Source organism: Sphingobium sp. EP60837 (genome assembly GCF_001658005.1).
Lineage (GTDB): Bacteria > Pseudomonadota > Alphaproteobacteria > Sphingomonadales > Sphingomonadaceae > Sphingobium > Sphingobium tyrosinilyticum.
Map to the genome: position 1 here is coordinate 563174 of NZ_CP015987.1, position 22917 is coordinate 586090.

21 protein-coding genes are annotated in these 22917 nt (G+C 63.2%); 15 read left to right on the plus strand and 6 right to left on the minus strand.

Annotation, left to right across the window (positions count from 1 at the left end):
- Positions 1–184 precede the first annotated feature (184 nt).
- From EP837_RS15535 to EP837_RS15560, 6 genes are all read left to right on the plus strand, one after another.
- Entirely contained in the window at positions 185–688 is a 504-nt protein-coding gene (locus tag EP837_RS15535) for a hypothetical protein (protein WP_066530622.1), read from the plus strand.
- A gap of 13 nt (positions 689–701) precedes the next feature.
- The gene (locus EP837_RS15540; RefSeq protein ID WP_156518637.1) at positions 702–1004 is read left to right on the plus strand and encodes a hypothetical protein; all 303 of its coding nucleotides are present in this window, start codon (positions 702–704) and stop codon (positions 1002–1004) included.
- Positions 1005–1155: 151 nt separating this feature from the next.
- On the plus strand, positions 1156–2658 hold the full coding sequence (locus EP837_RS15545; RefSeq protein ID WP_066530625.1) for an ATPase domain-containing protein: 1503 nt from the start codon (positions 1156–1158) through the stop codon (positions 2656–2658).
- The gene (locus EP837_RS15550) at positions 2651–4738 is read left to right on the plus strand and encodes a PAS domain-containing hybrid sensor histidine kinase/response regulator (RefSeq protein WP_066530631.1); all 2088 of its coding nucleotides are present in this window, start codon (positions 2651–2653) and stop codon (positions 4736–4738) included. Before EP837_RS15545 ends, EP837_RS15550 begins: the two co-directional genes overlap by 8 nt.
- 65 nt (positions 4739–4803) lie before the next feature.
- On the plus strand, positions 4804–5175 hold the full coding sequence (locus EP837_RS15555; RefSeq protein ID WP_066530633.1) for a hypothetical protein: 372 nt from the start codon (positions 4804–4806) through the stop codon (positions 5173–5175).
- Between the two features lie 57 nt (positions 5176–5232).
- Positions 5233–6549, plus strand: coding sequence for an erythromycin esterase family protein (locus EP837_RS15560; RefSeq protein ID WP_225870612.1), 1317 nt, complete (start codon positions 5233–5235; stop codon positions 6547–6549).
- Between the two features lie 10 nt (positions 6550–6559).
- Here EP837_RS15560 and EP837_RS15565 read toward each other — a convergent pair whose 3' ends face one another.
- Genes EP837_RS15565 through EP837_RS15575 form a run of 3 tightly spaced genes read right to left on the minus strand, consistent with a single transcriptional unit; the run spans position 6560 to position 7496 of the window.
- Positions 6560–6751, minus strand: coding sequence for a hypothetical protein (locus EP837_RS15565; RefSeq protein ID WP_066530634.1), 192 nt, complete (start codon positions 6749–6751; stop codon positions 6560–6562).
- Positions 6752–6757: 6 nt separating this feature from the next.
- Positions 6758–6964 carry a DUF3606 domain-containing protein gene (locus tag EP837_RS15570; RefSeq protein ID WP_066530637.1) on the minus strand — a complete coding sequence of 69 codons (207 nt, stop codon included), beginning with the start codon at positions 6962–6964 and terminating at the stop codon, positions 6758–6760.
- Positions 6965–6986: 22 nt separating this feature from the next.
- On the minus strand, positions 6987–7496 hold the full coding sequence (locus EP837_RS15575; RefSeq protein WP_066531661.1) for a DUF4142 domain-containing protein: 510 nt from the start codon (positions 7494–7496) through the stop codon (positions 6987–6989).
- Positions 7497–7701: 205 nt separating this feature from the next.
- Between EP837_RS15575 and EP837_RS15580 the strand changes: the two genes are divergently transcribed.
- Positions 7702–9876 (plus strand): catalase, encoded by a 2175-nt coding sequence (locus tag EP837_RS15580; protein WP_066530638.1) that lies wholly within the window; start codon positions 7702–7704, stop codon positions 9874–9876.
- Positions 9877–10015: 139 nt separating this feature from the next.
- Positions 10016–10654, plus strand: a complete 639-nt coding sequence (locus EP837_RS15585) for a Crp/Fnr family transcriptional regulator (RefSeq protein ID WP_066530641.1) — start codon at positions 10016–10018, stop codon at positions 10652–10654.
- Between the two features lie 74 nt (positions 10655–10728).
- Here EP837_RS15585 and EP837_RS15590 read toward each other — a convergent pair whose 3' ends face one another.
- The 3 genes from EP837_RS15590 to EP837_RS15600 all read right to left on the minus strand — a co-directional run bounded on the left by EP837_RS15590 (position 10729) and on the right by EP837_RS15600 (position 12054).
- Positions 10729–10965, minus strand: a complete 237-nt coding sequence (locus EP837_RS15590; protein ID WP_066530642.1) for a hypothetical protein — start codon at positions 10963–10965, stop codon at positions 10729–10731.
- A 233-nt stretch (positions 10966–11198) separates the two neighbouring features.
- The gene (locus tag EP837_RS15595) at positions 11199–11459 is read right to left on the minus strand and encodes a hypothetical protein (RefSeq protein ID WP_066530644.1); all 261 of its coding nucleotides are present in this window, start codon (positions 11457–11459) and stop codon (positions 11199–11201) included.
- A 19-nt stretch (positions 11460–11478) separates the two neighbouring features.
- Entirely contained in the window at positions 11479–12054 is a 576-nt protein-coding gene (locus EP837_RS15600) for a hemerythrin domain-containing protein (RefSeq protein ID WP_066530647.1), read from the minus strand.
- Between the two features lie 189 nt (positions 12055–12243).
- Here EP837_RS15600 and EP837_RS15605 point away from each other — a divergent pair, with 189 nt between their 5' ends.
- The 7 genes from EP837_RS15605 to EP837_RS15635 all read left to right on the plus strand — a co-directional run bounded on the left by EP837_RS15605 (position 12244) and on the right by EP837_RS15635 (position 22791).
- On the plus strand, positions 12244–12837 hold the full coding sequence (locus tag EP837_RS15605; protein ID WP_066530649.1) for an SRPBCC family protein: 594 nt from the start codon (positions 12244–12246) through the stop codon (positions 12835–12837).
- Positions 12837–14030 carry a zinc-dependent alcohol dehydrogenase gene (locus EP837_RS15610; RefSeq protein WP_066530651.1) on the plus strand — a complete coding sequence of 398 codons (1194 nt, stop codon included), beginning with the start codon at positions 12837–12839 and terminating at the stop codon, positions 14028–14030. Before EP837_RS15605 ends, EP837_RS15610 begins: the two co-directional genes overlap by 1 nt.
- 14 nt (positions 14031–14044) lie before the next feature.
- Positions 14045–14830 carry an SDR family NAD(P)-dependent oxidoreductase gene (locus EP837_RS15615; RefSeq protein WP_066530652.1) on the plus strand — a complete coding sequence of 262 codons (786 nt, stop codon included), beginning with the start codon at positions 14045–14047 and terminating at the stop codon, positions 14828–14830.
- A 194-nt stretch (positions 14831–15024) separates the two neighbouring features.
- Positions 15025–18141 (plus strand): CHAT domain-containing protein, encoded by a 3117-nt coding sequence (locus tag EP837_RS15620; RefSeq protein WP_225870613.1) that lies wholly within the window; start codon positions 15025–15027, stop codon positions 18139–18141.
- 4 nt (positions 18142–18145) lie between these two features.
- Complete coding sequence (locus tag EP837_RS15625) at positions 18146–20188, plus strand: adenylate/guanylate cyclase domain-containing protein (RefSeq protein WP_066530655.1); 2043 nt, start codon at positions 18146–18148, stop codon at positions 20186–20188.
- A complete protein-coding gene (locus tag EP837_RS15630) occupies positions 20175–20894 on the plus strand; it encodes a hypothetical protein (protein ID WP_066530657.1) in 720 nt (239 codons plus the stop codon). The genes EP837_RS15625 and EP837_RS15630 overlap by 14 nt, the downstream gene beginning before the upstream one ends.
- Before the next feature lie 115 nt (positions 20895–21009).
- Positions 21010–22791, plus strand: a complete 1782-nt coding sequence (locus EP837_RS15635; RefSeq protein WP_066530659.1) for a ShlB/FhaC/HecB family hemolysin secretion/activation protein — start codon at positions 21010–21012, stop codon at positions 22789–22791.
- Positions 22792–22917: the final 126 nt, after the last annotated feature.

The window sequence follows — 22917 nt, forward strand, 5'->3', positions numbered from 1 at the left end:
TCCTATTTGATCCTAATTGACGGATATGCCCGCCATTCCGTCCCAGGCAAGTTTAACTCGCTACTTCATTCTTGAAAAACCGGCCGCCGCCCTTTCGCATCATTTCGGCGGACCTTCGCTAGAGCTGGGAACGCAGCCCCGCCAAGGCCGTTAGCTCCCCGGAACACAGCATAGGAGGCGGATCATGGATGCCCGGCGTGTTAGTCTTAGCCTTGGTCTATTTTCGATCGCTCTCGGCGTCGTGGAAGTCGCCGCGACCCGCCGCATCGCCCGCGCCTTGGGCAATGATCATCGTATAGGCCGCGCTACGTTGCGAGCCTTCGGCGCACGCGAAATGCTGGCGGGTGCAGGATTGCTCGCCGCTCCCGCCCATTCGACCCTTGTCTGGAACCGTGTTGCAGGCGACGCTCTGGACCTCGCCGCGCTTGGCCTCGCGGCCCGCAACGCCCCGCGGCATCGGGCGGTATGGGGCGCCATCGCCTTTGTCGCGGGAGCGACGGTGATCGACGCACTGGTCGCACGCGCGCTGGACAAAAGCACCGGCAGCGCCTTTCCAGCCCGAAGGGCGGCGAGATCATGGGGCGAGAGGTCATGGACCAACCCCGCTGCTCATTCAGATCGTCACCCCACAACGATCGAGCCGGACGAAATGCCCTTCATCCGCGCGCCCGAAGTGACCCATCATTGACAGGATGATCATCATGATCCGCAAGCTTGCCCTTCTCGCCGGAGCCGGGTTCATCGCCAAGAAGCTGCTCGACCGCTCGCGCGCAGATATGCCTTCCCCAAGCCAAAGCAGCACTCGGCTCCAGCCCCAGGCAGGGCCATCCACGGCCTCAGGAGGGCATGTTCCCTCCGATCTGCAAGGCGGCAGTCATCCCGACGGGACGGTGCGGGCGGAAGAACATTATCGTCCTGATCCCACCGCGCCAGTGCCGCCTGAAGACCGCGAAAGCTTGCGTCCGGTGACGGCTCCGGCCCCCCGCGATCCCCCCGGCCGCTGACGCGCTTTCACCAGGATGCAACTGGCGGCGATCCCCCGGCGTTATGTGCGCATGGCAACCAATGCGGCGCGTGCCTTCGGGTGATGATAGGCGGTAGATCTTCCTATGGTGATCGATATGCTGACGGCCGTACTGAGGGAGGTGCGGCTGAATGACGGGAATTTTCGATCGGATTTCGACGGGCAATAAAGGGCTGGATTCCGTGTTGGGCGGCGGACTGCCGGCGAAGCGACTATATCTGATCGAGGGGGCTCCGGGATCGGGCAAGACGACCTTGGCGCTGCAGTTCCTGCTGGAAGGCGTGAAGGCAGGCGAACCGGTCCTCTATGTCACACTTTCGGAAACGAGCGAGGAATTATCCGTAGTGGCCGCCTCCCACGGCTGGAGTCTGGATAATGTGAACCTGTTCGAACTGGCCTCCGCCGATTCCGTGCTAGGCGTCGGCCGCGATCAATCCATCCTTCATAGCTGGGAAATGGAGCTGGGCGGGATCATCGAACTGATTCGCGAAGAGGTAGGACGGGTAAAGCCCGCCCGGGTCGTGTTCGATAGCCTTTCCGAACTGCGGTTATTGGCGCAAGATCCGCTGCGCTACCGCCGCCAACTGCTATTCCTCAAACAATTCTTCGCGCGGATAGATACTACCGTTCTGCTCGTCGATGACCTCACGGGCGGGTCTGGTGTGCGCGATAATCATCTCCACAGCCTGTGCCATGGCGTCGTCACGTTGGAGCGGCTGACACTAGATTTCGGCGCTGCGCGGCGGCGGATGCAGATCCAGAAGATGCGCGGCGTCGATTTTGTCGCGGGCTATCATGACATGATCATTCGCAAGGGCGGCATAGATATTTTCCCCCGCCTGATCGCCGCCGACCATCACTCGACCTTCGTAGGCGAGCCGGTGCCAAGCAAGATCGCGGCTCTGGACGCGATATTGGGCGGAGGCCCGGCCCGCGGCACCAGCACTTTGATCAGCGGGCCCGCTGGCGCAGGTAAGACTACGCTGGCGCTGCAATATTTGATCGCAGCATGCGAACGGGGCGAAAATGCCGTCATCTACCAATTTGACGAACGTGTTGGCACGCTGATCGGCCGAGCCCGCCATTTCGGCATGGATCTTCAGGCGTTCATGGACGAGGGCAGGCTGGTGATCCGACAGGTCGATCCGGCGGAAATCACGCCGGGCGAATTTGCCGCCATGGTTCGGCAGGCGGTGGAGCAGGGGGACGCGCGCATCGTCCTGATCGACAGCCTCAACGGCTATGTCGCATCCATGCCGGAAGAGCAGCAGTTGATCCTGCAACTGCATGAACTGCTGTCCTATCTCAGCCACCGTGGCGTCGTGACCTTGCTGGTTAATCCGCAACAGGGCTTTTTCGGGACGATGAGCACCAATGGGCTAAATGTGTCCTACATCGCTGACATCGTCATCCTGCTGCGCTTCTTCGAGGCGGATGGGCGGATCCGAAAGGCGCTGTCGGTGGTCAAGAACCGCAGCGGCCCGCATGAGGATGCGATCCGCGAATTGCGTATCGATACCCAGGGTATCCGGGTCGGCGCCCCGCTGTCCGACTTCAGGGGCGTTCTGACGGGAACGCCGGAATATCTCGGCTCCACAACGCCGCTGATGGACGACCGGCCGGGCCGTGCATAAGCCCACATCTTCGGGCCTGCGGGTCCTTGTCAGTGCACCCTATGGCAGCGACGCGGAAAGCGCCGCCCAGCTGCTGCGCGGCGAAGGGCAGCGCGTCCTTGTCTGCCCCACTTTGCACGACATAGCCGAAGCGATCGACGAACAGGCGGGCGTCGTGCTGGTCACCGAAGAGGCGCTGTTCGCCGACCTGGGGCCGCTGCACCGCGCGCTGGAGGCGCAACCCGCCTGGTCCGACGTGCCCTTCATCCTGCTTGCAGGAAGACAGGCGGGCCGCCTGTCTTCCAGTGAGGCGGTGCGGCGGCGATTGCCTGAGAATGCCCTGAGCGTCATTTTGTTGGAACGGCCGGTCAGCGGTGAATCCTTGGTGAGCGCGGTCGCTTCGGCGATGCGCGCGCGGCAGAAGCAATTGCAGATCCGCGACCAGTTGGCCGCTCTGGATGCGGAGCGGAGCCGGCTGAATGCGCTGCTGGACAATCTGCCTGTCGGTGTCGGCTTTGTCGATCGCGACGGCAATACCCTTTTGTCCAATCCCGCCTTTCTCCGGTTTCTACCGAGCGGCGAAATACCCGCGCGCTTGCCCGATGCGGAGCAGCAGTGGGAGGGCTATGATGAAGAGGGGGGCCGCATCACCCGCGACCGCTTCGTCACCCCCCGTGCGCTCAAGGGCGAGCATGTGACGGGCGTTGAGTTTCTGCACCATCCGCCCACTGGAAAACCCGTCTGGACGCGGGTAAGCGGCGTGCCGCTGCGCGACGCCAGCGGCACGGTGACGGGCGCCATTTCCGTGATCGTCGATATCGATGAACAAAAGCGCGGGCAGCAGGCGCTTGCGCAAGCGGCGCAGCGGCTGGAGCAGGAGGTCGATGCCCGGACGCTCGAACTGCGCGAAGCGCTCGCGCGGCTTGAAGCCGAGGCTGAAGATCGCGCGCGCGCCGAAGAGGCCCTGCGCCAGGCGCAGAAGATGGAGGCGGTGGGTCAGCTGACGGGCGGCATCGCACATGACTTCAACAATATGCTGACCGGCATTATCGGCGCGATCGACATATTGAAGCGGCGGATCGCCAACGGCCGGCTGGAGGATCTCGATCGCTTCATGGACGCAGCCAGCACTTCAGCGCAGCGCGCCGCAGCGCTGACGGCGCGGCTGTTGGCCTTCTCGCGGCGGCAGTCACTCGACAGCAAACCAACCGACATCGGCAACCTTGTCCATTCGCTGGAAGATCTGCTGCGGCGCACGATGAGTGAATCGATCGAGGTACAGATCGTATCGGCGACTTCATTGCCGCCAGCCCTGGTCGACGCTAACCAGCTGGAAAGCGCCATCATCAACCTGGCGATCAACGCCCGCGATGCGATGCCTGATGGCGGGCGTTTGACGTTGGCCTGTGAGGAACAGGAGCTGGACGCGGCCTTCTGCGTGCGCAACCTGGGCGTCACGCCGGGCCGCTATGTGGTGGTTGCGGTGTCGGACACGGGCGTGGGTATGGATGCGGCAACCTTAGACAAGGTGTTCGACCCCTTCTTCACAACCAAGCCAATCGGCCAAGGAACCGGGCTTGGGCTGTCAATGGTCTATGGCTTTGCAAAACAGTCGAACGGACTGGTCCGCATCCACTCGACGTTGGGCGAGGGCACATCGGTCAAGATTTTTCTGCCGGTCGCTGATGCAGAACCCGAAGAGCAAACCGCGGAAAGCGCGCCGATCCATCATGGCGACGGGCAATCGGTGCTGCTTGTGGAAGATGATGAATCCGTGCGGCTGCTGGTGCGCGACGTACTTGAAGAGCTGGGTTACAAGGCGACCGAAGCGCCCGATGGGCAGCAGGCAGTGCGCATATTGGAGGATGGGCAACGGTTCGATCTCATGATTTCCGACGTCGGGCTGCCGGGGATGAACGGTAGGCAACTGGCGGAGATTGCGCGCGAGCATCTTCCCGATCTGCCCATCCTGTTCATCACTGGCTATGCCGAAAGCGCTGCGGTGCGTGGCGGCTTCCTGTCGAACAACATGCAGATGATTACCAAGCCGTTCCAGATCGAGATGCTCTCCGCCCGTATCCGGGAGATGCTGGAGAGCTGAGACTTTGCGACATCTTTCCTGCGACCAACTGCGCGCTGGGACGTTAACAGGCTAAGGAGCAGGATATGGCCGTCACTGGATGGAAACTGGATGAGACGGAGCGTCCCGGTTTATTGGAGCAGATCCCGCCGCTTTGGCCCGATGTCATCGCCGATCATATCACGCTGGACGCCAATGCGGCCGCGGACGACCCACCTCCGCCAGCTGAGTCGGCCGAGATCATTGGCAGCATCAGCGATGGCGAGGGACTGCAAGCGTTGATCGTCGCGGTAGGCGGCGTTACTGGCCGGCCCGATGGCGGCACCTATCACATCACCTGGTCGCTTGACCGCAGCAGGGGCCGGGAGGCGGTGCAGAGCAATGAGGTGATCGCTGATCTGGGATGGCGGCGATTGCCCGAGCCGGTGCCGATCCGCATCATTCCCGCCCGGTTCTAGACTATGCGGCTGTTCCTGCTGGGCGAGCGGGTGCGAGCCGAAGTAAAGGACTGAGAGATGAAGGATGCTGCTTCACTCCTGCCGATGATCGCAGTGGCCGCTGAACCGCTTCCGGACTTCAGCGACCCGGCTTTCGGGGCGCTGTTCGATCGCTTTGCGGATCGGCGCGTCGTGCTGCTGGGCGAGGCGAGCCATGGAACAAGTGAATTCTATCAGGCTCGCGCTGCCATCACCCGACATCTGATCGCCCATCATGGGTTCACGATCGTCGGGGTCGAAGCGGATTGGCCCGACGCGGCACGGGTCGATCATTATGTCCGTCATCGGGCGGGCGAGAGGGGAGGGACGGAGAAACCTTTCCAGCGCTTCCCGACCTGGATGTGGCGCAACACCGACATACAGGCGCTGATCCACTGGATGCACGACCATAATGGTAGGATTGCGGCGATCGAGGAGCGAGCCGGTTTTTACGGGCTCGACATTTACAATATGTCCGGGTCGATTGGAGCGGTGCTGGACTATCTTGACCGGGTCGATCCAGAAGCAGCAGCGGTGGCGCGCGAACGCTATGGCTGCCTGACCCCTTGGCAGAGTGATCCGGCCACTTACGGCCGCGCGGCGCTATCGCGCGGCTATGCCCAATGCGAGGCAGCGGTGATCGAACAATGCCAGTCCTTGCTGCGCAAGGAGCTGGATTATGCGCAGAAGGGCGGCGATGATTTCTTGGACGCGGCGCAAAATGCGCGGCTGATCGCGTCGGCCGAACGCTATTACCGGATTATGTATTATGGCGGCGCGGAAAGCTGGAACTTGCGCGACACCCATATGTTCGAGACGCTCGAAAATCTGCTGGAGGCCAAGGGGCCGGACGCGAAGGCGATCGTCTGGGCGCATAATAGCCATATCGGCGACGCGCGTCATACCGACATGGGCGCAACGCGGGACGAACTCAACATCGGCCAGTTGTGCCGGGAGCGTTTCGGCTCGGGCGTTGCGTTGATTGGCTTTGGCACCCATGGAGGCACGGTAGCGGCGGCCACCGACTGGGACGGCGATATGGAAGTGAAGCGGGTCAATCCCTCGCGAGCTGACAGCTATGAACGACTATTCCATGACAGCGGACTGTCGCGCTTTTTGTTGGACCTGACACCCGGTCGTCATGAGATGTTGCGCCGCAGCCTGTCCGAGCCGCGCCTCGAGCGGTTCATCGGCGTCATCTACCGGCCCGAAACCGAGCTTTGGAGCCATTATAGCCAAGCCAATATCGCTGAGCAGTTCGATGCTTTCGTCTGGTTCGACGAGACACGTGCGGTAACCCCGCTGGGGCCGGAGCATCATCGCGGCGTGCCGGAAACCTATCCCTTTGGAGAGTGATAGAGGCCATTTAGTAGTTCGACTGGCCTTGATAATTTTCGGCGACGTTATTCCCTGCTTCCTGATTTTCCTGCAGCTCTTCCCCATGCCAGATGTTGCGGGCGAAGAAGATGATCAGGATGATCGCGGCGATTACCAGAAGGACCAGCACGGCCGCCTTCCCTGGCTTGCGGGGCGGCGGCGGCGGTTCGGCGCGGTTCATAAGTAGTCAGCGGTTCCGGTCGAGATAATCGGCCACGGCGTTGACGTTGTGACCAACCCGTTCGACCGCATCCTCAAGCAATTGCCGGGAAGTCTGGAAGCGCTGCGACCAATATTGCACTTCCAGATCTGATTTGATCGACACATGTTTGAGGTCGCGGGGTACGGGTGGCGCCCGGTCGTCAAGCCGCGGTTGTATGTTCAAACTGGTCATGGCGGTTAGTTCCTGCGCTGTATCAGTCCTTATGCTTCGCACTGTCATGTGTGCCGCCGCTGTCCAGCATCTGGAGGTGATGTTGGACGACCGGCACGATCTGAGCGGCGGCCGCCTTTAGCGGCGCAGCGGAGCCGGTCGAGGCATAGCCCTGATGCAGGGCCAGTGCTTCCTTATGGGCTGCCTTTTGCTGCTGCCAATAAAGCTGGTCGCGGCCCTTGCCGCTTGCGTCGGTCAGCGCTGCGATCTTGCTCTTCTGGTCAGCGCTCATCTGCGGGGGAGCAGCCTTGACCCCTGCCTTGAGAGCTGCGGCCTTGACCATGGCGGTGCTCTTGGCGTGGTCGCGCACCATCATTGTGGCGAAGGAGCGAACCTTGGCATCCTTTGTCGTGCGCAGGACAAGCTTGCTGGAAGTCTGCTCGAAAAGGTCCCCCGCGCCAGCTGTGGCCACGTAGGTCGACGGGGTTTGGGCATAGGCCGCAATGGGCACGGCAGCAAGCAAGGATGCAATGATCAGCGATGTTTTGGGCATCATGAACTCCTCTCGGCGGTAGAGCGAGTTACGGGAAATGATGTTCCAGAGGCTGCGAGGAAAGTTCATAACCTGCATTATTGACCGCCGGATTCATTGCAAGCTTGCCCATTGGCGCAGGAACCAGAGCAGGGCCTCATCGGTCTGGGCAGGGAGAGGGGAAGCCTTCCCCGCGCTGAAACCATCTGCATCAGGAGAGCTTCGCATGGCCCGGAAGATCGGTGAGGACAAGGGTGCCAAAAGTGCTGCCCGCGAATTCGAGACCCAAACAGGCGCCGGGGGCGAACTGCATCAAATCGCGGGATCGTCGGGCGATGTCCTAACGACGCAGCAAGGGGTACCGATCGCCGACGACCAGAACAGCCTGCGGGTGGGAGAGCGCGGCCCGACGCTGCTGGAGGATTTCCACTTTCGCGAGAAAATCTTCCATTTTGACCATGAACGTATTCCGGAGCGTGTCGTGCATGCCCGCGGCTTTGGCGTGCACGGCACCTTCACCCTGAACGAGAGTCTGGAGGAGTTCACGACCGCTAAGGTGCTGACCGAAGTCGGCGAGAAGACGCCGATGTTCGTGCGCTTTTCGACGGTGGTCGGCAACAAGGGGTCCTTTGATCTCGCCCGCGATGTGCGTGGGTTCGCCGCCAAATTCTATACCAAGGAAGGCAATTGGGACATTGTCGCCAACAATATCCCGGTCTTCTTCATCCAAGATGCGATCAAATTTCCCGATCTGGTTCATGCCGCCAAGCAGACGCCTGATCGCGGTTTTCCCCAGGCGCAGACCGCCCATGACAATTTCTGGGACTTCATCAGCCTGACGCCGGAATCAATGCATATGATCATGTGGGTCATGTCCGACCGGGCTATCCCGCGGTCCTTCCGCTTCATGGAAGGGTTTGGCGTCCACAGTTTCCGCCTGATCAACGCTGAAGGGAAGGGCAGCTTCGTCAAATTCCATTTCAAGCCTAAGCAGGGTCTGCAGTCGGTGATGTGGAACGAGGCGCTTAAGATCAACGGCGCGGACCCTGATTTCCACCGCCGCGACCTGTGGGATGCGATTGATCTCGGCAGCCCGCCTGAATGGGACTTTGGCGTGCAGATTTTCGACGATGATTTCGCCGACCAGTTCGAGTTCGACGTGTTGGACCCGACCAAGATCATTCCCGAGGAGCAAGTGCCGGTGCGCCTCATCGGCAGCTTCGTCTTAGATGCGCGGGTCGAAAATTTCTTCGCCGAAACCGAACAGGTGGCTTTCTGCACGCAAAATGTCGTGCCGGGGATCGGATTTTCTAATGATCCGCTGCTTCAGGGCCGCAATTTCTCCTATCTTGACACGCAGCTGAAGCGGCTTGGATCGCCCAACTTCACGCACATTCCGATCAACGCCCCCCGTGGCTGCCCAGTGCATAATTTTCAGCAGGACGGCCATATGGCGATGAGCAATCCCAAGGGCCGGGTGAATTACGAGCCCAATAGCTGGGGCGGCCCGCGTGAGTCTCCCGATCGCGGCTATCGCCATTTCGCGGCAGGCGAAGCAGGACCAAAGCTGCAGATCCGCTCGCCCAGCTTCAACGATCATTACAGCCAGGCGCGGCAATTCTTCATCAGCCAGACGCCGATCGAACAGAAGCATATCGGCGATGCCTTGGTGTTCGAGCTGTCGAAATGCGAGCGCATCGACATAAGGCAGAAGATGGTCGCGCATCTGCGCAATATCGACGAAAAGCTGGCGACGGTGGTCGCAGGCGGCCTGGGCCTGTCCAAACTACCTGATCCCGCCCCGGCCGCCGCCGCGCCGCGAACCGACCTGCCGCCCTCGGAGGCGCTCAGCATCGTCCGCAACGGCCCGGAAAGTTTCGCTGGCCGCAAGCTCGGCATATTGGTCAGCGATGGCGCGCCGGTCGCGTTGGTGAAGGCGCTGACCCAGGAGGTGAAGCAGCTTGGCGCCGTCTATGAAATCATCGCGCCGAAAATCGCGGGCGCGGTGCTAGACGATGGCACTTTAGTCGAAGGGAAGCAGAAGATCGATGGCGGCCCTTCGGTTCTTTACGACGCCGTCGCTCTCATCCTCTCCTCTGATGGCGCAGCGCAGTTGGCGCAGGACAAGGCGGCCAAGGATTTCGTCAGCGACGCTTACGCCCATTGCAAGTTCATTGCCTATGTCGATGACGCGCTGCCGCTGATTGATCGTGCGGGGGTCAGCGAAGCTGACATGGACGAAGGGTTGGTGCGGTTGGAAGGACCAGAAGATGTCACCCCTTTCCTCGCGCTCTGCGGGCAACTGCGGCTGTGGGATCGGGAGTTCAAGGTGGACCTGGACGCTGCAGGATTCCTCGCCAGCCAGAAGAACGGGTCGACTGATCAGGATCAGGAAAAGTAAAGCTAAAATTAACGGCGGACCATTTTGTCGATGAAGACGCTCATTTCATCGTAAGTTTAATAAGTTGTCCAACATGGATAAAGTCCCGCTTAAGTAGGTTGGGTATGTTGTTGAAGGGGGCTTAAACAGGGAATCGTCCATGTTAGGCCAGTTTGCTGCAAGCGAAACGCATTGCCATTTTCGCCCGCACCAGTTTCTGGCTCGGGAGGATGAACAGCCCGACGCGATCTATCGGATCGATGAGGGCTGGGCCTGCCGTTACAGGCTGTTGCCGGACGGGCGCAGGCAGATCACCGGCCTGTTTCTGCCGGGAGACATTTGCGAGCCGCATTGGGCACTGGGCAAGCGGCCTTCGCAGCCGATCGTAGCCCTTACTAACGTGAGGGCTACCAATCTGCCCTCGAGCCCTCATGGTGTCCTGCCAGCGGAAAGCCAGCAAGCCTGTTGGAAAGGCCTGGCGGACATGATCGAGCGACAGACCAATTGGTTGGTGACGCTGGGACGCAAGACCGCGATAGAACGGCTGGCCCATCTTCTGTTGGAGTTGTTCGAACGGATGCGCTCGTCGGGCCTCAGTTATGGGCAGCAATGCGCCATGCCGCTGACGCAGATGGAGATTGCTGACATGACAGGCCTGACGCCTGTGCATGTCAACCGTACGCTGCAGACGATGCGGCAGCGGGGGCTGGTGGAGTTGCAGTCCAAATGGCTGCGCATCCCGGATCTGGCGGCGCTACGGGATGCGGCGGCGCTCACGAGCAATGAGGTTTTGGCTTAAGGTCTGCGCTAAGACGGGCAATAATTCCCAGTTCGCCCGAACGGAGGGCTGCCAGCCCTCTTTACAAATCGTCTTCAGGGTTTTTGCGCACCTTCATGATCGGACTGTGTGCCTGTGTCTGGTTGCACCTTGTCCTGCTTTGTCACGCGCGTGGGTCCAGGATGGCCGCCTCGCGCAGTCTTTTCCTCGTCGCGTGAGCCGATGTCGCGTGCGGTGTTGCCGCCTGCCGCGCCGCCCTGACCGGGTGCGGCCGGATCGTCATGCAGGTCGCTGTCGTCGCGGCCTTCACTGCGATTTTGGTTCTCGATCATCGTCCTGCCCTTGCTGTGCGTTCCCGCCCGAGACGGGATCGCTGTCAAAATCTTCGGGATTTCCGCCTCCGCCCGCACCAGCGCCGCTTCCCTCCACCACGCCTGACCCAGGGCGCGCGCGGTGTCCGCGATTATCCTCCCGGCCGGTTGAGATAGGGAGTGGCTTGTCCGCTCGGATATCGGCGTCCTGATCGCCCTGGTAGATGGGGGGCAAGTCGCGAACTCGCTTGTCTTTAGTCATCGGCGCGGCGCGACTTTTCTCCTGCGCCCTCCTGCCCTGCACGGCTGTCATCCTCTTCGCCGCGGCGGGTCATGGTTTCAGGATTGTAGTTGGAGGGGATGGACCCGCCGCTGCGCGGGTCGCGCTCGGGCTCGCGGTCGAGCGTCGCGCTGGGACGGCGGGCGGCGCCCGGAGGCTGGTTCTCCGTCGAAATATTGGGATTGCGCGTCTGCTGCGTAGGCACGTTGCGCTTGCTTCGGGTTGGGTCTGTCATATCGCTTCTCCTGGAGCGCTCAGGCGAGCTTCAGCCCCTCCTGGTTCATGCGGCGGGTGAGGGTTTCGTTTTCCTTTTCGCTGATCGCCTGCTTGAGACGAGGAAAGAGTTCCTGCTCCTCACGCCGGATATGCTCTTCGATATCGCGGCGGAATTGGGCGAGCTTGGCTTGGAAAGCGGTGTGGTCGCGGGTGAGGTCGGTCAGTTCGTAGAGATATTGCTTCACATAGCCATGGTCGGCGTTGAGCGCGTCGGCTTCTTCGCGCATGCCTGCGGCGCGCATCGCAGCGTAGATGGCGTTCTCCTCCTCCATCGCATGCTTGCCGAGCGCATGCTTAAGCTGGGTCAACAGCATGCTGCGCCTGCCATGCGCGGCCGGTCCCGCCTCACGCAGCTTGTCGAATAGCCCAAGCGCCATCTTGTGCTCCATCGCCAGGGCCTTGTCCCACTCGCCTGCTAGCGCGGTCGGGGCTTGGACAGCGAATTTGCGTCCGGCTGCCCCCAAGAGAGCAAGACCCGCGCCGATGCCCGCCCCGATCAAGGCTTCGCGGCTGGAGCCGTGGGTGAAACGGTGAAGCGGTGCGTGCGCGCCCATGATGATCCTCCTTTGCCTGAATGGTCCGACAACGAGCCTCGCGCAGCCCCGTTCCACCGTGTTTGGAAGACAGGAGAAAGCCCCTAACGCAGGTTAACGAGGCGCGATTTTTGGTCGGGAAAGCGGAACGGCGCATGGCCGTGCTGGTTGGCGAGGGATCAGGACAGACCCCAAAGAGAGGAGCGCAGCATGGGTGACATAAGGACCCCAAGCCAGCAGGACGACGCGCCGCCCGTCACCGCCAAGCAGGCGGAAAAGCAGGAGCAGGCCAAGGACGGGATCCCGCAGGCCGAGGGCAGCGACATCAGCGCGAAGACGGTGACGATCAATCGGCCCAGGCAGGAAATCTATGACTTCTGGCGCGACTTTTCGAACCTGGCGCAGGTGATGGACAATGTCATCGCCATCGATACGTTGGATGAGCGGCGGTCGCATTGGACGGTCAAGGCGCCGGGTGGCGGCACCGTCGAATGGACTTCGTTAGTGACCGAGGACCGGCCGGGCGAACTGATCGCCTGGATGTCCGAAGAAGGCGCTGATGTGGCCAATAGCGGGCGTATCGAATTTCGTGACGCGCCGGGTGGGCGCGGCACATGGGTGACCGCGACCATCCTCTATGATCCGCCGGCGGGCGTCATCGGCAAGGTCATCGCCAAGATGTTCCAGCGTGAACCGCACACCCAGGCGCGCCGCGACCTGCGGCGGCTAAAGCAGCTCATGGAAACCGGGGAAATCGCCACGGCCGCCCGGACGATGGCGCAATATGAGGAGGAGCAGAACTGATGCGCGCGCTCACCTGGCATGGAAAGCATGACGTCCGCGTGGACACTGTGGACGACCCCGAAATCATCAACCCGCGCGATGCGATCATCAAGATCACATCAACCGCCATCTGCGGATCCGACCTGCATTTATATGACGCCTATATCCCCACCATGGAGAAAGGCGACATATTGGGCCATGAGTTCATGGGCGAAGTAGTCGAGGTCGGGGCGAAATCCACGCTGCAGAAAGGGCAGCGGGTCGTGGTACCCTTCACGATCAGCTGCGGGGGCTGCTTCCATTGCGAAAAGCATCAATATTCCGCCTGTGAAAACGGCCTGCCCGCCGAGAATCAGGAGATCGCCCAGACGCTCTATGGCCATCCTATGGCTGGGCTGTTTGGTTATAGCCATATGACCGGCGGCTATGCGGGCGGGCAGGCGGAATATGTACGCGTGCCCTTTTCCGACGTCGGGCCGATCGTGATCCCCGACGGGGTGGATGACGACAAGGTGCTGTTCCTGTCCGACATTCTGCCGACCGGATGGATGGCTGCGGAGAATGCCGACATAGAGGCTGGAGATACGGTCGCCGTCTGGGGTTGCGGCCCTGTCGGGCTGTTCGCCGTGCAATCGGCTTTCCTGATGGGCGCTGAGCGGGTGATCGCGATCGATCATTTCCCCCGCCGCCTGGAATTGGCGCGCCGTTTTGGCGCGGAGACGATCAATTATGAGGAAAGCAAGACCTATGACGCGCTGATGGAAATGACCGGCGGCATCGGGCCAGACGCCTGCATCGATTCGGTTGGGCTAGAAGCGCATGGCCTGTTTGCTGACAATGTAATCGATCAGATCAAGGTATCGACCTTCCTTGGCACCGATCGCGCCCATTCGATCCGCCAGGCGATTATCGCCTGCCGCAAGGGCGGACGCGTGTCGATGCCAGCGGTTTATGGCGGCATGGTCGATAAATTCCCGCTTGGCGCCTTCATGCAAAAGGGGCTCACGCTGAAGACCGGCCAGACTCATGTGCAACATTATATGCCGGCCCTGCTGAACGCGATCATGGAAGGCAAGATCGATACGACCTTCCTCATCAGCCATCGCCTGCCGCTGGAACAGGCGGCGGAGGGATATCGCATGTTCCATGACAAGCAGAATGAAGTGACCAAGATCGTACTGAAGCCCGGCATGGATCCGGCGCTGCCGGCCTGAAGAGGAGAAGGACCATGGCTTCACGCAAACTCGCGATTGTGACCGGCGCATCGACCGGCATCGGCTTTGAACTCGCCCATGTGGCGGCGCAGGAAGGATGCGACCTGCTGGTCGTCGCCGACGAGCCGCTGATCGAGGCGGCGGCGAGAGATTTCGCGCGGCATGGCACAGTCGTGCAATCGGTGGAGGCCGACCTTTCCACCTTCGAAGGTGTGGATCGGCTGCTCGCGGCGGCGGGGGGACGACAAATCGACCTGCTGTTCGCCAACGCCGGGCGTGGCATCGGGCACAGCTTCCTCGAACAAGATGTCGCGACCTGGCGGCGCGTGATCGACACTAATATCACCGGAACGCTCTACCTGCTGCAGAAGGTGCTGCGGCAAATGGTGGCGCGTAATGAAGGGAAGGTGCTGATCACCGGCTCTATTGCAGGCTTCATTCCGGGGGCCTTTCATGCCGTCTATAACGGCACCAAGGCTTTCATTGACAGCTTTGCGGACGCGATCCGCAACGAGATCAAGGAAAGCGACGGCGTGACCATCACCAATCTGATGCCAGGGGCGACCGATACCGAATTTTTCGAGCGCGCCGACATGTTGGATACCAAGGTCGGCACGATGGAAAAGGACGACCCGGCCAAGGTTGCGCGTGACGGCTGGGACGCGCTCATTGCAGGCAAAGCGCATATCGTGTCGGGCTGGAAGAACAAGATCCAGGCGGCGGCCGCTCATGTCGCCCCCGCCGGCGTCCTGGCGGAATTCCATCGCAAGCAGGCGGAGCCGGGAACAGGCGAAGAGTGATACCGAACTGATGTCCTCTTCCGCCTGTGTCCTGTTGACGCCCCTTCGATAGCCCCAGGCGGATGAGTGAGGAAAGATCGCTGAGGTTAAAGAGAAGGGCCTTGCGGCGCACGCGCGTCCCGCTATGAAGAGCGCGCTGGGTCGCGCCGAGGGGGGCTCGCACGGACAGATCCGGCGAGGCTGGGGGATAAGCCTTGAGCGCTGTTTGGAAAATTGGTCGCATACTGGCCGGGCTTGGCGCCTTGGGCCTGTCTTCCTTGTTGTCGGCGCAGGGCAGCGGTGATCGACCGCTATTGCAGGACAGTTTCCGGATCGGCAGCGGAGGCGGTGCGCTGTGCCAAGCGCAGAGCGCCAACGGCGATCCTGCCGCCCGCACCATGTTCGATCGCGCCTGGACGGTCGTCTGCCGTGACTCGGCTCGGCCGGTGGGGCAGCTCTATGCGCTTCGCCAGGGCGCGGGCGATAGCGACGACATTATCCTGCGACGGCTGGCCGCCTCGCGCGGCGCTGCAGTGAATTGCAGCGGGGCGGGCGGTGTGACGCTGCCAGATGTGGGACAGGTCACGGTGCGCAACTGCAGCAGCCAGGCGGGCGTCTATCGCATAGTGACGGTGGCGCGCGGCAAGACGCTTTATGCGGCGCAGGGTTTTGCGCCTTATGCGAGCGCCCTGGATCTGGGCCTGCGTATTGTGGCCCTTGGGCGCACGGTGCCGGGCAAGCTGGACATCGTTACGACAGGCGGAGGCAATGGCGCGGCCTTCGCGCGGATGCAGGCGGCGTCACTCGACCCGCAGACCGTGTTGGCGGAGGGTTATCGCCGCAATGCCTCGGGCAATTATGCCGAAGCCGCCGAATTTTTCGACAGCCTGACCGACCGGCTGGCGCGCGATCCGGACGCGAATGCGATGAGCCCGGTTGAACGGGCGAACCGGGCGCATGAATATTTGGTCAATCATGGGCTGCAGCTGTCTAATCTTGGCCTGTTCGATCAGGCCGATGCCGCCTTCGCGCAGGCGCGCGCAATTCCCACGGCTGACCCGGTGCAGCTGCGCCTCCGCCGCAATTTTGAAGCGGTGCATCATCTCAATCAGCAGGATCTGCAAGGCGCGCTTGGCTTGTTGGACCAGTCGCCAGAAGGTGGCGTGGCGGTCGGCGCAGGCGACGACGGTGCGGTGATGCTGTCCAGCGACGTCGCGGCGGAATTGAGCAGCGGCGCGTCCGGAGCACGGGCGCTCGGCGTACGGCAGGATGCGAAGCTCGCTCCGGGCGAGCGCGCAGCGATCCTCGATGCGCAGGCGCAGCAGTTGCGCGGCACGATTCTGCGCTTGTCGGGCAAGCCACGCGAGGCGCGCGCGGTGCTGGCCCAGGCGCTGGCCGATGCGCAGCGCATCCGCGACGGACGCGTGACGTCGATCACTCGCCTGCGCGCCCAACTGCTGGGCGAGATCGCGCTGACGCAGGAGGCCGAGGGCGATTTCGGAGGCGCGGAGGCGCGGCTCCACCAGGCTGTCACCTTGATCGCAGCGCAATATCCCGAAACGTTGGCGCTGAACGGCGCGCGGGCGCGCTTGGGCGCTTTCCTGGTACGGCGCGGACGGACACAAGAGGCGCTGAAAACCTATCGCGCGATCATGGCGTCCACGGTTGCGGGCCGGGGCACGCTGACGGCGATGGTGAACCAGTTGCAGCCCTATTTCACGTTGCTGGCGGCGGAGATGCCCAGACGGCCCGAACTGGCGGCGGACCTGTTCGAGGCATCGCAGCTGCTAGTGCGGCCTGGTGCTGCCGAAACGCTGGAGCTGCTGAGCCGGGAATTGTCGGCTGGCGATGGAGAAGCGGCGCGGCTGTTTCGCCAGTCGGTCTCCCTCTCACGCGACGTCGAGCGCGGCCGCATCGCGCTCGCCCAACTACGCGAGGCTGGCAAGGACGACAGCGCCACACGGGAAGAAGTCGCGCGGCGGCAGGCGGAGCTTGATGCTCTCTCTAGCGACCAGGCGGCGACGCTGACAGCGCTGGCCGCCTATCCACAATATCGTGCGGTGAGCCCGCAGGTGTTGACGCTGGACGAGATGCGGGCAACGCTTAAGAGCGGGGAGGGCTATTACAAGCTCGCCCAGCTTGGCGACGCGCTTTACGGGCTATGGATCGATGCGCAGGGGGCGACCGGCTTCCGTTTGGGAACGAGCGCCAGCGAGGTGGCGCGCAAGGTCGCGGCGCTGCGCGAGACGATCTCGATCGCAGTAGGTGGCGTGCAGACCACCTATGCGTTGGACCTGCCCGTGGCGCGCAGCCTCTATCTTGACCTCTTCGGCCCGGTTGATCAGCGGCTGAAGAGCGTTGGCCATCTGATCTTCGAGCCCGACGGCGCGATGCTGCAGCTGCCGGTCAACCTCCTGGTGGCGAGCCAATCCGGTGTGGATGCCTATGAAGCGCGGGTGGCGAAGGGGGGCGACGAGTTTGATTTTCGCGGCGTCGATTGGCTAGGGCGCGATCATGCGGTGAGCACGGCACTGTCAGCGCGGGCTTTTCGTGATGCACGGCTGACCGCGCCGTCAGGCGCGGCGCAAAGCTATATTGGTTTTGGCGACAATGTGCCGCTCGCAGGGCTCAAGCTGGCAGCGTTGACGCGCGGCGCCTTGCCCGGCGTCGGCGAGGATTGCGGCTGGTCGCCTGCGCAATGGAACCATCCTATCCCGGCGACCGAATTGCGGCGGGCGGCGCAGGCCATCGGCGGGCAGGGCAGCGAGCTGGTGACCGGCGGTGCCTTCACCGATGCGGCGGTTATGGGACGCGGCGACCTTGACCATTTCCGCATCCTCCATTTCGCGACCCACGGCCTGGTAACGCCGCCACGTGCGGGATGCCCCGCGCGCCCGGCGCTGCTGACGAGCTTTGCCCCGAGCGGCGCTTCGGACGGGCTGCTGCAATTTGGCGAGATTTTCGACCTGCGGCTGAACGCCGATCTCGTGGTGCTGTCGGCTTGCGACACGGCCGGTGCGGCGGGCGCCGAAACGACGCGGGCGGCCGGGCTTTCCAGCGGCGGCGGGGCGCTGGACGGTCTGGTGCGCGCCTTTATCGGGGCGGGGAGCCGGTCGGTGATCGCCAGCCATTGGCCCGCGCCGGAGGAATATCGGGCGACCGAACGGCTGATGAGCGGACTGTTCGCCGCCGCGCCGAATGAGCCGGTCGCCGAGGCATTGCGGGCGACGCAGGTCAAATTGATGGACGATGCCGATACGTCGCATCCCTTTTACTGGTCCGGCTTTGCGGTCATCGGCGATGGCGCGCGCCCCTTGATCGCCCAGCGGTGATTTGATGGCGGCGCGGGCACTGCTGCGCCGGGGCGCACGCGTGGTGCAGGACGCGGGACGTTGGCGGCTAGCTGGAACAGCGCTGCTGTTGATGCTTGCACTCTTCGTGGCTGGATGGGATTGGACACGGCCCCTGGGTGGCGCGGGGTCGCAGCGCGAGATTGCGACGGCGGATGCCGAGCGCGGGCTGTATGACTGGCGGGCGGCCACCTTTGCGCCGCGCGTGGGTCAGGACCAGCGAGTGGTGATGGTCGTTTATGACGACCAGACCCTGATCGCGACGCGCAAGCGATCACCGCTCGATCGCGGGTTGTTGGCGCGGGCTCTGCGCAATCTGGATGCGATGGGCGCGAAGTCGATCGGCATCGATATCCTGTTCGATCAGCCGCAGGACGAGGATGCGCAACTGATTGCGGCGCTTCATGGGATGCGCACGCCGGTTTGGCTGGGCTACGCCAATATCGGCGACAATCGCGAACAGATCATCTTTGAGCAGCAGCAATATCTCGACCGCTTCCTTACAAGGGCGCGCACCGATCGTGTCCGGCCTGCGAGCATCAGACTGGAGACCGACGCTGACAATGTCGCACGTAGCTGGCCCCGGCCGTTGGCAGGGCAGCCCCCGCTGCTATCGCTCGCGATGCAGCCTTCGCCGCGCTTTACCGATTATCGCGGCGCGATCCGCTTCCGCATGCCGCTGGCCCAAGCGGACGGGGCGGAGGAGCCGGTGATCCCTAGCCTGCAGATCGATCTGCTTGCTGACTCCGCCATGACCGCCGCGCTCGCACCGATGGTGAAGGGGCGGCATGTGCTGATCGGCGGGGACATTGTCGATATCGACCAGTTCGAAACGCCGCTGTCGGGCAGGCAGGCGAAATCGACGATGATCGGTCTTGAAGTCCATGCGACGATGCTGACGCAGTTGCTGGATGAAGCACTGCTGCCGGCGATTCCGGGATGGGCAATGTGGGCGGCAGCGGCGCTGGTGGTGCTGACGGCGGGGCTCACCAGCTTGGCGGAACTGCGCTGGTTCTGGCTTGTGCCCGCGCTGGTCGTGCAGGCTGGGGCGATTGTGGGCGCGCCGCTCTGGCTGCAGGCGCGCGGATGGGACACGAAGGGGTTGCCGGCCGCTGGTTGGGCGCTGGGCTGGGTGATCGCTTTTGCGGCTGTGAGCGCGGCGGCACGCGCGGTGACGTCGCAGCAGCGCCGCTTTGCGCAGGCGGCCCTTGGCAAATATCTGCCGCGCGACATAGCGGCGCAAATATTGGGTGACCCCGAGAAGCTCGCGCTGCACGGGGAAAAGCGGCCGATCTTCACCCTGTTTACTGATCTCGAGGGCTTTACCAAGCTTAGCCATGCCATCGCGCCGGAGATGGTGGCGCAATTGCTCAACCGCTATCTCGACATGTTGAGCGACGTCGTGCTGGCCCATGGCGGGACGATTGACAAATTCGTAGGCGATGCCGTCGTCGCCTTTTGGGGCGCGCCGATCGCGCGTGACGATGACGGACGCAAGGCGGCGCTGGCCGCCTATGCGATGTGGCAGGCGGGGGAGACGTTCCGCCGCGACCTGCCGCCGGGCGTCCCACCGATCGGGCGGACGCGCGTGGGGCTGCATCATGGCGATGCGATCGTCGGCAATTTCGGCGGAGAGGGACGGATCCAATATACTGCTCTTGGCGACAGCATGAATACGGCGGCTCGGCTTGAATCGGCGAACAAGGCGCTGGAGACGGCTGTGCTGGTGTCGCGCGAGGCGATGGAGCGGTCCGGCCTCAACTGGTGGCGGCCCATGGGGCGCGTAAGGCTGCGCGGACGGGCCACGCCAGTTGATCTGTTCGAGCCCGCGCCGGATTTCCCTGGCGAGGATCGCGCCCTGCTGGAGCAGGCTCTGGCCGCTTTTGACACCGAAGATGTGGAAGCGCGCGCGGCGGCGCTGGGGCAGTTGAAAGCGTTGGCAGACCGCTACCCGGAGGATGCGGCGCTCGCCAATCTGGTGTATCGCTATGAATATATTGGGGATGGAGAAATTTATGGTCTGGGCTAAGCGGGCGGCGGCGCTGGGCGTGGCGGCTATATTGGGCGTGGCGGGGCCTGCGCTGGCGGAGACTTTGGTGGTGCGCGCGTCCGGACCTTCGGCGCGGAATTATCCGCCGGGTGCGAAGCTGGCCGATGGCGGATCGCTGCTGTTGAAGGCGGGGGATGTGGTGACGCTGCTGGATGCCAAGGGCACGCGAACGCTGCGCGGGCCAGGACGCTTTGGCGTGACGGCGGCGGCGAGCGCTGCGCTTGCCAGCAATGTGACGCTCGCGGCGCTGCTCGACACGAAGCGCGTGCGACGGGCAAGGACCGGCGCGGTCCGCGGTGCGCTCGGCGAAGCGCCTGCCGTGGCGAAGCGGCCCAATTTGTGGCTTGTTGATATTGCGCAGCCGGGCGCCCTGTGCGTCGCTGATCCGCCTGCGGTTCGCCTGTGGCGCGTTGATGCAACCAAGCCGCTGAGCCTGCGCATCAGCGGCGGGGGCGTACAGGCGGCGGCGAGCTTTGCGGCGGGCGAGACCATCGCTGCCTGGCCCGCTACGCTGCCGGTGAAGGATGGCGCGTCCTATCGCCTGGAGGCTGGCGGACGGTCCAGCGATATCCGTTTTGCGCTCCTGAACGCGGCCGATATCGGACTGGATGGGACGGCGGCGGCGCTGATCGCGCATGGTTGTCAGGCGCAGCTTGACCTGTTGGTCGAAACGGCAGCGCGTTAGGACTTGATAGCCGGGCCGGGGAAGTGCAGAGCGCCTGCACCTGGACGGTCGCAGCGATGGGGATGACAGGCCACAAGGCCGCTTCTCCGGCACGGTTGGGGGAAATGGGACGTCTATGGGCTTGCTGGGGGCAGGGGCAATCACTTTCACGAAGCGCGCGCGGTTGGCGTTGGCTTTGACGGCGGTCGTGCCGGTGGCGGCAATGTCGCAGGTCGCGCCGCGCGCGCCGACGCGCGAGGAACTGTCACCGGCCGAGCGGCAAGGGGACGTCGCGCCGCAGGGAAGCCGACTGACGGTCGAAGGCGGGGTTGAACGTGCGCCTTGTTCGCTCGCCGATCCGCGCTTTGCCAATGTGACGGTGAACTTCGCCGCTGTGCAGTTTGACGGGCTGCGCGGAGTAGAGCCCGACGTGTTGAAGGACAGCTGGATCGATCTGGCTGGCAGCGACGTGCCGATCGCCAGCCTGTGCGAAGTGCGGGATCGCGCGGCGACGGCGCTGCGCCAGATGGGCTATCTCGCCGCGGTGCAGGTGCCCCCCCAGCGGATCGAAAAGGGCGGCACGATCCGCTTCGACATATTGATGGCGCGGCTCGTTGCGATCGAGGTGCGCGGCGACGCAGGCAATAGCGAGCGGCTGATCGCGGCGCATATGGAGGCGCTGAAAGGACAGCCGCTGTTCAACGTGCATGAGGCGGAACGGCATTTGCTGCTGGCGCGCGACCTGCCCGGCTATGACGTGCGGTTGGCGCTGCGCCCGGCGGGAACTGCGCCCGGCGAGGTGGTGGGTGAGGTCACGGTCGTGCGCCGCCGGGTGGAAATGGACGTCAATGTCCAGAATTTTGGTAGCAGGGCGGTAGGGCGCTTTGGCGGGCTGGCGCGGGTGCGCTTCAATGACCTGACGGGCATGGGCGACAGCACGGTACTGAGCCTCTTCAACACCGCGCAGCCTGACGAACAGACGGTGCTGCAGGCGGGGCATAGCATGGCGCTGGGCGGCGACGGGCTGCGCCTGTCGGGGGACTTTACCTACGCCTGGACCAGGCCGGACATTGACGGGTTGGACCTGTCATCAAAGACGATGATCGCGACCGCGGCGCTGTCCTACCCGCTGGTGCGGCGACAGGTGCATACACTGCTGGCGAGCGGTGGGCTGGATGTGATCGACCAGGATCTTCGGATCGGCTCTGCGCCTTTGTCGCGCGATCGGCTGCGGGTGCTGTTCCTGCGGCTGGAGGGCGAGATGATCGATCCTGATAGTCTGATCAGCACGGCGGGCTATTCTGGGATCGAGCCGAAATGGCGGATGGGCGGCAATCTGGAACTGCGTCATGGCCTGGCGGGACTGGGGGCGAGTGAGGATTGCGGCAACGCGGCGACCTGCGTGCCGACGAGCCAGTTAGGCGGCGACGCGTCCGCCCTGGTCGTGCGAGCGGGGGTTCAGGCAGAGTATCGCCCGGCGCCGGCCCTGACCTTCGCATTGGCGCCGCGGGCGCAATATAGTCCGGATCAACTGCTGTCCTATGAGCAGATGAGCGCGGGCAACTATACGGTCGGGCGCGGTTATGATCCAGGCGCGTTGACTGGGGATAGCGGCGTGGGGGTCGCGGCGGAACTGCGCTATGGGCGGATCACGCCCAAGGGCCCGGGCGCGATCGCGTTGCAGCCTTTCCTCTTTTTCGATGCGGCGTGGGTTTGGCACCAGGGCAGCAGCTTTGCCGGGCTTGATCCGCAGAAGCTCTATTCAGTGGGCGGCGGGGTGCGGGCGACGTGGGACAATCATGCGCGGATCGACCTGACGCTGGCGACGCCGTTGCGGAAGGCGGCGTTCCAGACGGAGCGGGGCGATACGCGGTTGCTGATGTCGGTGACGACGCGCATTCTGCCGTGGGGGCGGTGAAGTCATGAACGAAATAGCGAGAAAAACGCGATTCACGCTGCACTATCGTTACGTAAGTGTAATGGCTTTGGCGGTGGCTTGCTGCATGCCGTCGGTGTGGGGGCAGACAGGCTTTCAGGGCACTCC

Coding starts and splice junctions, on each gene's coding strand:
- EP837_RS15595 (WP_066530644.1), bottom strand. CDS start 11,459: ATGACAGACCCAACCCGAAGCAAGCGCAACGTGCCTACGCAGCAGACG.
- EP837_RS15605 (WP_066530649.1), top strand. CDS start 12,244: ATGGGTGACATAAGGACCCCAAGCCAGCAGGACGACGCGCCGCCCGTC.
- EP837_RS15575 (WP_066531661.1), bottom strand. CDS start 7,496: ATGCCCAAAACATCGCTGATCATTGCATCCTTGCTTGCTGCCGTGCCC.
- EP837_RS15560 (WP_225870612.1), top strand. CDS start 5,233: ATGAAGGATGCTGCTTCACTCCTGCCGATGATCGCAGTGGCCGCTGAA.
- EP837_RS15535 (WP_066530622.1), top strand. CDS start 185: ATGGATGCCCGGCGTGTTAGTCTTAGCCTTGGTCTATTTTCGATCGCT.
- EP837_RS15545 (WP_066530625.1), top strand. CDS start 1,156: ATGACGGGAATTTTCGATCGGATTTCGACGGGCAATAAAGGGCTGGAT.
- EP837_RS15540 (WP_156518637.1), top strand. CDS start 702: ATGATCCGCAAGCTTGCCCTTCTCGCCGGAGCCGGGTTCATCGCCAAG.
- EP837_RS15580 (WP_066530638.1), top strand. CDS start 7,702: ATGGCCCGGAAGATCGGTGAGGACAAGGGTGCCAAAAGTGCTGCCCGC.
- EP837_RS15635 (WP_066530659.1), top strand. CDS start 21,010: ATGGGCTTGCTGGGGGCAGGGGCAATCACTTTCACGAAGCGCGCGCGG.
- EP837_RS15630 (WP_066530657.1), top strand. CDS start 20,175: ATGGTCTGGGCTAAGCGGGCGGCGGCGCTGGGCGTGGCGGCTATATTG.
- EP837_RS15555 (WP_066530633.1), top strand. CDS start 4,804: ATGGCCGTCACTGGATGGAAACTGGATGAGACGGAGCGTCCCGGTTTA.
- EP837_RS15570 (WP_066530637.1), bottom strand. CDS start 6,964: ATGACCAGTTTGAACATACAACCGCGGCTTGACGACCGGGCGCCACCC.
- EP837_RS15615 (WP_066530652.1), top strand. CDS start 14,045: ATGGCTTCACGCAAACTCGCGATTGTGACCGGCGCATCGACCGGCATC.
- EP837_RS15610 (WP_066530651.1), top strand. CDS start 12,837: ATGCGCGCGCTCACCTGGCATGGAAAGCATGACGTCCGCGTGGACACT.
- EP837_RS15625 (WP_066530655.1), top strand. CDS start 18,146: ATGGCGGCGCGGGCACTGCTGCGCCGGGGCGCACGCGTGGTGCAGGAC.
- EP837_RS15585 (WP_066530641.1), top strand. CDS start 10,016: ATGTTAGGCCAGTTTGCTGCAAGCGAAACGCATTGCCATTTTCGCCCG.
- EP837_RS15600 (WP_066530647.1), bottom strand. CDS start 12,054: ATGGGCGCGCACGCACCGCTTCACCGTTTCACCCACGGCTCCAGCCGC.
- EP837_RS15590 (WP_066530642.1), bottom strand. CDS start 10,965: ATGATCGAGAACCAAAATCGCAGTGAAGGCCGCGACGACAGCGACCTG.
- EP837_RS15565 (WP_066530634.1), bottom strand. CDS start 6,751: ATGAACCGCGCCGAACCGCCGCCGCCGCCCCGCAAGCCAGGGAAGGCG.